We start from the raw sequence: 11,288 nt of genomic DNA, 5'->3' as shown, positions 1-11,288 counted from the left end.
TTGATGCGTGTCAGAGATGTGTATTTCGCGTGTGTGAACCAGGCTCGGATAGCCTGCAATCCTTGACGGGAAAATGCCGTGGGCCTCACCTACTTCGATGCTGTAACTGGCCGTACCCGTATCAAGCGGCGCTATGTCTGGGGTCTTTGGGGATATGCAGCCGGTGTGGTGACCATGGGGCTCGTTTGCCTCATGCTGCTGGGTTGACGCGACAAGGCTGGCGCCGGGCGGTATCCTTCGCGGGTTTTTTGCCTGACCCGCCATGCAAGTCCATAACACCTATACCGGCCGCAAAGAGGCCTTCCAGCCGCTGAATCCCGAGCGCGTGACGATGTACGTCTGCGGCCCGACGGTCTACAGCTACGCCCATATCGGCAACGCCCGCCCGGCGGTGGTGTTCGATGTGCTGGCCCGCGTGCTGCGCCGCCGCTATCCCGGCGTGCTGTATGCCCGCAACATCACGGACATCGACGACAAGATCAACAAGGCCGCCGCCGACCAAGGCGTCGAGATCGGCGTGATCACCGCGAAGTTCGCGGCCGCCTATCACGAGGACCTGGAGGCCATCGGCGTGCTGCCGCCGGACTTCGAGCCGCGCGTGACCGAGCACCTGCCGCAGATCATCGCCATGGTGCAGCGCCTGATCGACAACGGTCACGCCTACGAGGCCGACGGCCACGTGCTGTTCCATACCCGCAGCTACGCCGACTACGGCAAGCTGTCCAAGCGCGACCCGGAGCAACTGCTGGCCGGTGCCCGTGTCGAGGTGGCGCCGTACAAGAAGGACGCCGGCGATTTCGTGCTGTGGAAGCCCTCCACGCCGGAGCAGCCGGGCTGGGACTCGCCCTGGGGCCGTGGCCGCCCGGGCTGGCACATCGAGTGCTCGGCCATGTCCGAGGCGCTGCTGGGAGATACGCTGGACATCCATGCCGGCGGCCATGACCTGATCTTCCCGCACCACGAGAACGAGATCGCCCAGTCCACCTGCGCGCACGGCGGCAAGACCTACGCGCGCTACTGGATGCACAACGGCTTTCTCACCGTGAACAGCGAGAAGATGGCCAAGTCGGTGGGCAACGTGCTGCTGGTGCGCCAGCTGCTCAAGCAGGCCCCGGGCGAGGCGATCCGTCTGGCGCTGCTGTCGGGCCACTACCGCCAGCCACTGGACTGGAACGACGAGGTGATCGCCGAGGCGCGCAAGAAGCTGGACCGCCTCTACGGCACGCTGCGCGAACTGGCCGACGTGGCGCCGGCCGCGGGCGAGGGTGCGCCGCAGGCCTTCGTCGATGCGCTGGAGGACGACCTCAACACGCCGATGGCGCTGGCCGAGCTGTTCGCCCTGAGCCACGCCGCCAACAAGAGCGAGGATGCCGCCGAGAAGGCGCGCATCAAGGCGCAGCTGGTGCAGGCCGGCAAGCTGATCGGCCTGCTGCAGCAGGAGCCGGCGGCCTGGTTCGGCTGGGCCCCGGAGGGTGAGGGGCAGTTGACGCCGGAGGCCATCGAGTCCCAGCTGGCGCTGCGCGCCGAAGCCCGCCGCACCCGCGACTGGGCCGGCTCCGACCGCATCCGCGATGAGCTGAAGGCCAAGGGCGTGCTGGTGGAGGACGGCAAGGACGGCCAGCGCTGGCGCTACGCCTGAATCAAAGAGCGGGAATGGGGAATCGGGAATCGCAGAAGCCAAGCCGCTTTTACGATTCCCGATTCCCCATTTTCGATTCCCGGCCGTTCAGTGGCAGTTCTTCATGCCGCGCCTGAGCAGCCACCAGTTTACCGGCAGGGCCGCGAAGTAGCCGGCCACCGCGGCGGTGCCGAAGGCGATCCAGTACTGCGGATGAGCCAGGCTCATGCCCGGGCCCATGCCGCCCATGTGGTAGTCCACCAGGTTCATCACCAGCTCCATCGCCGAGATCGACACCACCTCGCCCAGCCAGACCAGCTTCCAGGCCTGGGAGAAGCTCATGCCGCGGCGCATCAGCGGCATCAGGGTCAGCGCGAAGCCGAACAGGAAGGCCAGGGACACGGCCAGCATGATGGTGTGGTGGGTATCCAGGCCCAGGCTGACGCCGATGGCCAGGCCGGTCCACTCGCCGATGGCGCAGCCGGTCAGGCAGTGCAGGGTGACGCTGGCGGCCATGCGCCAGGGGCCGACCGGGGCGTGGCCATGGTGTTCATGGCCGGCGGCCGGGGTGGAGCCGTGGCAGGCCGGGGCCTGCTTGGCGGCGGCGGGCGGGTGGCAGCAGTCGTTCACTTCGAGTCTCCGGAAAGGGCGCCCAGGATCGGGCAGTCCTGTGGGGCGCCATGGCCCGGGCAGGCGTCCACCAGCTGGCGCAGGCCGTCGCGCATGCGCTCCAGCTCGACGATGCGCTCCTCCACGTCCTTGAGCTTAGCCGCGGCGGTCGCTTTGACGGCGCCTACGCCGTCGCCGCTGCGGTGGCTCAGCTCCAGCAATTCCCGAATTTCTTCAAGGCTGAAGCCGAGATTCTTCGCGCGGCGGATGAACTGCAGGCGCTGCAGGGTCTCGGCCGGATAGACGCGGTAGCCGGAGGCCCGGCGGGGCGGCTCGGGCAGCAGACCCATGCGCTCGTAGTAGCGCACGGTGTCGATGCCGACGCCGGCCTGGCGGGCAAGGGGGCTGATGGTCAGCGAATGGGGCATGGGAGGTTCCTGGTTGGCCTGCGCGCGATCCTAGACCCTTGACCAGGGTCCAGGGTCAAGCCCTTCATGCACCGGCCCGCCGGTGGGGCTGGCCGTAGTCCGGGTCGCTGCTGACCCGCTGCGCCACCGTGCCCTTGGGGTGCCGGTACCAGCCGGGATCGCGGTAGTCGCCGGCGGGCTGGTCGTCGCGCACTTTCAGCACGGTGAACATGCCGCCCATGTCGATGGGGCCGAAGGGCCCCTCGCCGGTCATCATCGGTAGGGTGTTGGCCGGGCCCTTCATCATGCCCATGGCCTGGTGGCCGGCATGCTCGGCCATGCCGTTGCGGCCCATGGCCATGTAGCCGGGCAGCAGCTTGCGGATGCGCTGCTCCACCTCGCCCTGGTCCACGCCGATCATGTTGGGTATTTCGTGGCCCATCGGCCCCATGGTGTGGTGCGCCATGTGGCAGTGGAAGGCCCAGTCGCCCGCCGCGGTGGCGACGAACTCGATGTCGCGCATCTGGCCGACGCCAACGATCTCGGTGACCTCGCGGCGCCATTGCGATCGTGGCCAGCGGCCGCCGTCGGACCCGGTGACCCAGAAGGGATTGCTGTGCAGGTGGATCGGATGGTTCCACATCGACAGGTTGCCGACGCGGATGCGCAGGCGCTCGCCGGTGCGCATGACCAGCGGATCGATCGCCGGGTAGACCTTGCTGTTGAAGGTCCACAGGTCGAAGTCCTGCATCACCGAGGGATCGGGCCGCGAGGTGCCCGGATGCAGCGCCCAGTTGTGCAGCAGCAGGGCGTAGTCGCGATGCACCGGCACGGCCTCTCCGGCCTTGGGGTGGATGATGAACAGGCCCATCATGCCCATGGCCATCTGCGTCATCTCGTCGGCATGCGGGTGGTACATGTGGGTGCCGTGCTGGCGCAGCGTGAACTCGTAGGCGTAGGTCTCGCCGGGCTGGATGTGCGGCTGGTTGAGGCCGCCGACGCCGTCCATGCCGTTGGGCAGGTCGATGCCGTGCCAGTGCACGGTGGTGGGCTCGCCCAGGCGGTTGGTCACCAGGATGCGCACGCGGTCGCCTTCCACCGCCTCGATGGTGGGGCCCGGCGTGCTGCCGTTGTAGCCCCAGCAGCTGGCCTTGGAGCCGGGCGCGAACTCGTGCTCGATCTCCTCGGCGACCAGGTGGAATTCCTTGGCGCCGTTGCGCATGCGCCAGGGCAGGGTCCAGCCGTTGAGCGTGCGCACCGGCAGGTAGCCGCCGGTGGGGCGCGGCGCGGCGGCCTGGGCGAGGGAGGGCGCGGCGCCGGCTGCTGCGGCGGCACCGCCGATGCCCATCAGCGACAGCAGGTTTCGGCGGGTCAGCTTTTGGGTCAGCATCAGTGTTCTCCGTGCTGGTGGTGCATGTGGTGCGAGGAGTGGTCTTCCTCAGGCGCGGGCGCGGGTATCGCGACGGGCCCGCCGCCGCTGCCGGGCAGGCTGCCGCCGGTTTCGCGTGCGAGGTCGACGCGGGCCAGCCAGTAGTCGCGCAGGGTTTCGAGGTAACCCTGGTAGGCGTCGAACTCGTCGCGGCGGGCCGCCAGCAGTTCGAACACGCCCAGCAGCATGTACTGCTGCATCTCCAGCGTGCGCGCGACCACGCGCTCGCGCTGCGGCAGCAGCTGCTCGCGGTAATGATCCAATTGCGTGCGTGCGGTGGCGACGCGGGCATGCGCCGCCGCCACGCCGCGGGCGGCGTCCAGTTCCAGGCGCTGCAGGCGCGCCTCGGACTGCTGTAGGCGCGCCTGCGAGCGACCCAGCGCAGCCTGGCCCTGGTCGAAGATCGGCAACTCCAGCGCGATGCTGGGGCCGAGCAGGCGCGAGCGGTCGGTCTCGCGCTCGTAGTCCAGGCCCACCTCGAATTCACCGAGGTAACGGTAGCGCCGGGTCATGCCCAGGGCCTCGCGCAGCAGGTCCAACTCGCGGCGCGCGGAGTCCAGGTCCAGGCGCTGGCGCAGGGCGCGCTGCTGCAGCTCCGGCAGCGCCTCTTCCGAGTCGGCCGGGGCCGGCAGGCCGGGCGCGGCCTGCCAGGGACGCTCCGGCGGCAGGCCCATCAGCCCGGCCAGCTTGAGCCGGGCCTGGACCTGGTCGGCCTCGGTGCGCTGCAGGGCGATGCGGGCTTCGCTGGCGGCGGCCTGGCGCAAGGCCAGGTCCAGGTCGGCGAGGGTACCGGCCTGCTGCATGCGCTGCGCCAGGTCGGCGGCGGCCTCGGCGGATTCCAGCACCAGGCGGCGCAGCTCGGCGACCTGCGAGGCGCCGGCCAGCTCGAACCAGGCGGACTCGGTGTCGTCGGCCAGCGCCAGGATGCGGCCGGCGAACTCGGTCTTGGCGCGCTCGAACTCGCCGGCGGCGAACTGACGGCGCGGCGCGCGCGTCAGCAGGCGCGCGACGTTCTGCGCGATGCCGACGCTGACGCTGGGGCCCTGCGCGGCGGGGTCGCTGGAGTCCTGCATGGACAGCGACAGGCGTGGATTGGCCAGGCGGCCGGCTTCGAACAGGTCGGCCTGGGCCAGGCCGAATTCCGCGGCGTCGATGCGCAGCGCCGGGTTCTGCAGCAGGGCGATGGTGACGGCGGTGTGGCTGTCCAGCGGTTGCTGGAGCAGGCTGTCGATGCGCGCCTGTGCGGCGGCATCGGGGGGCTGGAACGTCGGCGGCTCGGCAGCGTCCCGGCGCGCGGCGACCAGCGCGCGCACGTCGTCATGGCCTTGCTCGGGCGCGAGGGACGCGCAGCCGGCGAGGCTCAGCAACAGGACACAGATCCAGGCCCGCCGCAAGGCAACGGGAGGGAACACGGTTGATCTCCTGACAGGGAGTGATGGGGAACAGCGGGCGGCGCGGGCGCCGCAGGGCCTGTCAGGCGGTGATCGGTGGGCGTAGCAGCGACTGGCCGTGCGCGGTCTGCAGCGGCGGGGTCCAGCGGGCCAGGCGCAGCGGCGCTGGGGCGGCGGCTTCGCCCATGGCGGGCAGCGGGGGAAGCAAGGCCACCGACAGGCCGCAGTGGCCGGGGCAGTTGCAGCCGGTCAGGCAGCTTGCCGAATCCGGCTGGGCCGCGGCATCGGTCTGCGCCATCTCATGGTGATGGCTGTGATACGCATGCTCGTCCTGGAGCGGTGCCTGGACCAGCACGGCTTGCGCATGGTGGCAGGGCGTGGCGACGGCCACGCCCTGCAGCGCGAGGCCGCAGGCCAGCAACAGCATCAGCACCTGGCGCAACAGGAAAGACATGCGCGCATTAGAGGCAGTGCCGCGTGGCAATTCAAGTCTGGTGTTGACTCCAAGAGGGCTGCGCGGCGAAACAGGCCGTGCGGAGGCGGTGCGTCCGCGCGCCTTCGGGGTGTGGGCGTGGCCGGTCGGGCTCAGGGGGCGGGAAGTCCGTTCGCGCCGAGCTCGCCGAAGCCCGGGTATCCTCGCCAACGTAGGCCAATTGGTTACCGTTCACCCTTCGACAGGCTCAGGGCGAACGGTAACTCCGTCGAGGCTTCGCTAGGCTGCGCCCAACATGCCGCGCCTGACGATGAAGTCGATCACGGTCTGGACGCCGTCGCCGGTCTTCAGGTTGGTCATCACGAAGGGCAGCTTGCCGCGCATGCGCGTGGCGTCGTGGGCCATGACTTCCAGGTTGGCGCCGACGTAGGGGGCGAGATCAGTCTTGTTGATCACCAGCAGGTCGGCCTTGGTGATGCCCGGGCCGCCCTTGCGCGGGATCTTCTCGCCGCCGGCGACGTCGACGACATAGATCGTCAGGTCCGACAGTTCCGGACTGAAGGTGGCGGCCAGGTTGTCGCCGCCGGATTCGATGAAGATCAGCTCCAGGTCCGGGAAGCGCTGGCTCATGCGGTCCACGGCTTCGAGGTTGATCGAGGCGTCCTCGCGGATCGCGGTGTGCGGGCAGCCGCCGGTCTCCACGCCCATGATGCGCTCCGGCGCCAGCGCTCCGGCGGCCACCAGCAAGCGCTCGTCTTCCTTGGTGTAGATGTCGTTGGTCACCACCGCGAGACGGTGGTGATCGCGCATGCGCTTGCACAGGACCTCCACCAGGGTGGTCTTGCCGGAGCCGACCGGGCCGCCGATGCCGACGCGCAACGGGCCGCCGTGATCTGTGTTGTTCCTGTCCATGCATCAGCTCCTGAATAGTCTCGAGTATTGGGTTTCGTGCTGGCTGCTGAGCAGGCCGAGCATCGGTGCCTGGGTGGAAAGCGCCTCGTCGCGCATCGCGAAGGCGGCTTCGACCACGCCGGAAATCCGTGGCCGCACCGCGAGCAGCAGCTTCTGCCCGGAGACCTGCCCCAGCGGCACGGCCTTGAGTGCGGACATGACCTGGTTCTCCAGCCAGCTGTACAGGTAGCCGTACAGGGCCAGCGATGGCGAGATGCCCCAGAGAGCGCTGGCGCAGGCATGGGCGGCGGGGAAGCACAGCTCGCCCGCGGGGATGTCTGCGCAGCCGGTGGCGAGCAGCAGCTGGCGCAGCGAGTAGCCCATCTGCAGAGTCTCGGCGCGCAGTTCGCGGGTCTCGCGGCTGGCGATGAACTCGCAATTCCATGCGGAGAAGCGCGCGATGTCCCCTGCGTCCCAGGCATTGCGCAAGCGGCACCAGACCGGCGCCTCGTAGCGGCCGAGCACCAGCTCCAGGGACTCGGCGATCCAGCGCTGCGCCGTGGCGGCGTCGGTGACGACGCCCCTGTCGATGGCCGACTCCAGCGCCTGCGAGTAGCTGAAGGCGCCGACCGGCAGGGCGGGGCTGCTGAGTTGCAGCAGGGCGCCCATGGCATCCAGCCCGTCGGCCGCTGGCGCTACGATCTCCAGCCTGTGGCGCGTCAGGTCGCTCACCGGTGAAACTGCAGGGTCGCCATGTCGACCGCCGTGCGCGCGTGGGCCTGCTGCGACAGCAGCTCGCCGATGGAGCCGGCCTGCTCGTCGTGATCATGGCGATGCCCGCCGCCGTAGGCACCGGCCTCTGGCTCGAACGCGGTCAGGCATTCGCTCACCAGCATGCCCAGGCCCTGCAGCATGTCGCGCAGCACCGGGTCGGGCTCCAGCAGCAGCTCGCCCGGCGACAGTGCCAGCGGCACGTGGCGGTTGCCCAGGTGGTAGGCGGCGCGCAGCAGCGCGAAGGCCGGATCGGCCGTATCCGTCGGGGCGGTGACACGGTACAGCGGCTCCACGGCGGAGCGGACACGGATGACCTCGCCGTTCTCGGCGCGCAGGCCATCGCCGCCGCGCAGTTGCGTGCCGCGAGGCAGGAACAGGCCGACCTCCGTACCGTCTTCCAGCACGGCGCGCAGGCGGCTGCGTGCGCGCTCGCCATAGCTCAACACGATTTCGCGCAGGCCGGGCTGGTCTGGCGGCGGCAGGCGCTCGGTGATCTTCAGCAGGGTGCTCATGCTCAGAACAGGAAGTAGCGCTGGGCCATCGGCAGCTCGGTGGCGGGCTCGCAGACCAGCGACTGACCGTCGGCGATGACCTCGTAGGTCTCCGGATCGACGGAAATATCCGGCTGCCAGCTGTTGTGGATCATCCCGTCCTTGGTGATCGAGCGGCAGCCCCGCACCGCTGCCAGCGGTTTCTTCAAGCCGTAGCGCTCGCCGATGCCGGCGGCCAGCGAGGCCTGCGAGACGAAGGTCAGGGAGTTGTGCAGCACGGCGCTGCCGTGGGCACCGAACATCGGGCGGTAGTGCACCGGCTGCGGCGTGGGGATGGACGCGTTGGGATCGCCCATCGCGGCGCTGACGATCATGCCACCCTTGATGATCAGGAAGGGCTTGACGCCGAAGAAGGCTGGCTTCCATAGCACCAGGTCGGCCCACTTGCCGGCTTCGACGGAGCCGACCTCGTGGGCGATGCCGTGGGTCAGGGCCGGGTTGATGGTGTACTTGGCGACGTAGCGCTTGATGCGGGCGTTGTCATTGCGTGCGCTGTCGCCGGCCAGGGCGCCGCGCTGCTGCTTCATCTTGTGCGCGGTCTGCCAGGTGCGGATGACGACCTCGCCGACGCGGCCCATGGCCTGCGAGTCGGAGGAGATCATCGAGAAGGCGCCGAGATCGTGCAGGATGTCCTCGGCGGCGATGGTCTCTTTGCGGATGCGCGATTCGGCGAAGGCCACGTCCTCGGCGATCGACGCGTCCAGGTGATGGCAGACCATCAGCATGTCCAGGTGCTCGTCGAGCGTGTTGACGGTGTAGGGCCGCGTCGGGTTGGTGGAGGAGGGCAGCACGTTGGGCAGGCCGCTGACCTTGATGATGTCCGGCGCATGGCCGCCGCCCGCGCCTTCCGTGTGATAGGTGTGGATGGTGCGGCCGCGGAAAGCGGCGACGGTGGCCTCGACGAAGCCGGATTCGTTGAGCGTGTCGGTATGGATGGCGACCTGGGTGTCGGTTTCATCGGCGACGCCCAGGCAGCAGTCGATGGCGGCCGGCGTGGTGCCCCAGTCCTCGTGCAGCTTCAAGCCGATGACGCCGGCGGCGATCTGCTCGTGCAGCGGTGCCGGCAGGCTGGCGTTGCCCTTGCCCAGGAAGCCCAGGTTCATCGGATAGGCCTCGGCCGCCTGCAGCATGCGCTCGATGTGCCAGGGGCCGGGAGTGACGGTGGTGGCGAAGCTGCCGGTGGCCGGGCCGGTGCCGCCGCCGATCATGGTGGTGACGCCGGAGTTCAGGGCCTCGTCGATCTGTTGCGGGCAGATGAAGTGGATATGGCTGTCGATGCCGCCGGCAGTCACGATCATGCCTTCGCCGGCGATGATCTCCGTGCCCGGGCCGATAACGATGTTGACGCCTGGCTGGATGTCCGGGTTGCCGGCCTTGCCGATGCGCTGGATGCGCGCGTTCTTGATGCCGATGTCGGCCTTGACGATGCCCCAGTGGTCGATGATCAGGGCATTGGTGATGACGGTGTCCATGCAGTCGGCGCTCAGGCGCTGCGACTGGCCCATGCCGTCGCGGATCACCTTGCCGCCGCCGAACTTCACCTCCTCGCCGTAGACGGTGAAGTCCTTCTCGACCTCGGCGATCAGCGCGGTATCGGCCAGGCGGATGCGATCGCCGACCGTGGGTCCGAACATCTCGGCATAGGCCTGGCGGGAAATTTTCAGGGCCATGTCAGTTGCTCCCCTGGGTATCGAGCGGCCCGGAAACCCGGGCATTGAATCCATGGACGATGCGGTCGCCTGCCAGCGCGACCAGCTCCACCGTGCGCTCCTGGCCCGGCTCGAAGCGCACCGCGGTGCCCGCGGCGATGTTGAGGCGGAAGCCGCGGACGGCGGCGCGGTCGAAGTCCAGCGCCTCGTTGGTCTCGTGGAAGTGGTAGTGCGAACCCACCTGCACCGGACGGTCGCCGGTGTTGCTCACCTTGAGGCGGATGGTGGGGCGACCGACGTTGAGCTCGATCTCGCCCTCGGCTGCCAGCAGTTCTCCGGGAGTCATTTCTTTTCTCAGACGATGGGGTCGTGGATCGTCACCAGCTTGGTGCCGTCCGGGAAGGTCGCTTCGATCTGGATGTCCGGGATCATCTCGGCGACCCCGTCCATCACGTCCTCGCGCTTGAGCAGACTGCGGCCGTGGCGCATCAGCTCGGCGACGCTGCGGCCGTCGCGCGCGCCCTCCATGATGTCGGCGGAGATCAGCGCCACGGCTTCCGGGTAGTTCAACTTGAGGCCTCGGGCGCGGCGTCGCTCGGCCAGCAGCGCGGCGGTGAAGATCAGCAGCTTGTCCTTCTCGCGTGGGGTCAGTTCCATCAGGTGCTCCAGATTCTTGGCGTTTGCGCGGCGACGCCGAACAGGGATGGCCGCAGCAGTGCCCAGGCCCGGGTCAGTGCCTCGCGTACCTGCTCCGCACTGCTGCCCAGGACGCGGACCAGCAGCGGGCCGTCGGGCAGGAAGGTGACGCCGGCGATCACGCCGTCCTGCTCGACCGCGGCGCGGCACTGATCGATCAGCGATTCGCCCGGCGTGAAGCCGGTGGCCCACAGCAGGCCGCTGACGTGGTGACCGTTCCAGCCGACGACCGAGCGCAGCAGTTCGTCGTCGCCCGCGATGCGGCTGCGCTCCAGCCACAGCGGCTGGCCGTCGCGACGGATCTCGATGCGCTGCGACCAGCGGCCGGCCATGAAGCGCTCGTTGCGGGCCTGCCGGCCCAGCACGACGATGTCCCAGCCGCAGCAGCGGGCGTCGCCGCTGCAGTCCACCGTCAGGGTCTGCTCGGCGACGGCCTGGTCGAAGACGATGGCCTCCTGCGGCAGCCATTCGAGCGCGGCGCCCGGCGCGACCTGCAGGACGACGTCCTGGCGCGCGATGTCGCCGCCGGATTTGTACCACTTGCCCGCGCCGGGCGTGGTCAGCAGGGCATGCGCTCCGGGCTCGACCCTGAGCTGAATGGAGAGCTGGTCACCGCCAGCGATGCCGCCTGGAGGATGCAGCAGCAGCAACTGCGCAAGCTGGCCGCCCTGCGGATAGAGGACCTTCTGGATCCGCAGCGGGCCGGCGTGCTCGCAGTCGCGCAGGCGGCTGCGGCCGTCCTGCGAGTCGACCTGCATGCGGATACGCGCGTGCCAGGCACGGCGCTGGGCGTACGGCCGCCCCACGACCACTACCGGACTTGTCGCGGTGCTCGTCATG

General features: G+C 69.2%; 13 protein-coding genes. 1 reads left to right on the top strand and 12 read right to left on the bottom strand.

The genetic code is table 11. From position 1 onward, the window contains the following. Positions 1 to 262 precede the first annotated feature (262 nt). Positions 263 to 1,639 carry a cysteine--tRNA ligase gene (gene cysS, locus QT386_RS04150; protein ID WP_289272481.1) on the top strand — a complete coding sequence of 459 codons (1,377 nt, stop codon included), beginning with the start codon at positions 263 to 265 and terminating at the stop codon, positions 1,637 to 1,639. A gap of 87 nt (positions 1,640 to 1,726) precedes the next feature. Here cysS and QT386_RS04145 read toward each other — a convergent pair whose 3' ends face one another. From QT386_RS04145 to QT386_RS04090, 12 genes are all read right to left on the bottom strand, one after another. After that, positions 1,727 to 2,248: a DUF4396 domain-containing protein gene (locus QT386_RS04145; RefSeq protein ID WP_289272480.1), complete on the bottom strand. Its 522-nt coding sequence runs from the start codon at positions 2,246 to 2,248 to the stop codon at positions 1,727 to 1,729. Next, the gene (locus QT386_RS04140; RefSeq protein ID WP_289272479.1) at positions 2,245 to 2,655 is read right to left on the bottom strand and encodes a heavy metal-responsive transcriptional regulator; all 411 of its coding nucleotides are present in this window, start codon (positions 2,653 to 2,655) and stop codon (positions 2,245 to 2,247) included. Before QT386_RS04140 ends, QT386_RS04145 begins: the two co-directional genes overlap by 4 nt. Positions 2,656 to 2,719: 64 nt before the next feature. After that, entirely contained in the window at positions 2,720 to 4,024 is a 1,305-nt protein-coding gene (locus QT386_RS04135; RefSeq protein WP_289272478.1) for a multicopper oxidase family protein, read from the bottom strand. Then, entirely contained in the window at positions 4,024 to 5,475 is a 1,452-nt protein-coding gene (locus QT386_RS04130) for a TolC family protein (RefSeq protein ID WP_289272477.1), read from the bottom strand. Before QT386_RS04130 ends, QT386_RS04135 begins: the two co-directional genes overlap by 1 nt. Positions 5,476 to 5,536: 61 nt before the next feature. Beyond that, positions 5,537 to 5,908, bottom strand: a complete 372-nt coding sequence (locus QT386_RS04125; protein WP_289272476.1) for a hypothetical protein — start codon at positions 5,906 to 5,908, stop codon at positions 5,537 to 5,539. Positions 5,909 to 6,166: 258 nt separating this feature from the next. Next, complete coding sequence (gene ureG, locus QT386_RS04120; RefSeq protein WP_289272475.1) at positions 6,167 to 6,799, bottom strand: urease accessory protein UreG; 633 nt, start codon at positions 6,797 to 6,799, stop codon at positions 6,167 to 6,169. 3 nt (positions 6,800 to 6,802) lie between these two features. Then, positions 6,803 to 7,447, bottom strand: a complete 645-nt coding sequence (locus QT386_RS04115) for an urease accessory protein UreF (protein ID WP_367401389.1) — start codon at positions 7,445 to 7,447, stop codon at positions 6,803 to 6,805. A gap of 59 nt (positions 7,448 to 7,506) precedes the next feature. After that, complete coding sequence (gene ureE / locus QT386_RS04110; RefSeq protein ID WP_289272473.1) at positions 7,507 to 8,064, bottom strand: urease accessory protein UreE; 558 nt, start codon at positions 8,062 to 8,064, stop codon at positions 7,507 to 7,509. 2 nt (positions 8,065 to 8,066) lie between these two features. Then, on the bottom strand, positions 8,067 to 9,773 hold the full coding sequence (gene ureC / locus QT386_RS04105) for an urease subunit alpha (protein ID WP_289272472.1): 1,707 nt from the start codon (positions 9,771 to 9,773) through the stop codon (positions 8,067 to 8,069). A gap of 1 nt (position 9,774) precedes the next feature. Then, entirely contained in the window at positions 9,775 to 10,098 is a 324-nt protein-coding gene (locus QT386_RS04100; protein ID WP_289272471.1) for an urease subunit beta, read from the bottom strand. Between the two features lie 8 nt (positions 10,099 to 10,106). Beyond that, positions 10,107 to 10,409, bottom strand: a complete 303-nt coding sequence (locus QT386_RS04095) for an urease subunit gamma (protein ID WP_289272470.1) — start codon at positions 10,407 to 10,409, stop codon at positions 10,107 to 10,109. After that, complete coding sequence (locus tag QT386_RS04090) at positions 10,409 to 11,287, bottom strand: urease accessory protein UreD (protein WP_289272469.1); 879 nt, start codon at positions 11,285 to 11,287, stop codon at positions 10,409 to 10,411. The genes QT386_RS04095 and QT386_RS04090 overlap by 1 nt, the downstream gene beginning before the upstream one ends. Position 11,288 lies beyond the last annotated feature (1 nt).

The organism is Solimonas sp. SE-A11, from assembly GCF_030345715.1.
In the GTDB taxonomy this organism is placed as follows: domain Bacteria; phylum Pseudomonadota; class Gammaproteobacteria; order Nevskiales; family Nevskiaceae; genus Solimonas_A.
The sequence above is the reverse complement of the archived record's forward strand: the minus strand, read 5'-3'. Positions and strand labels throughout refer to the sequence as shown.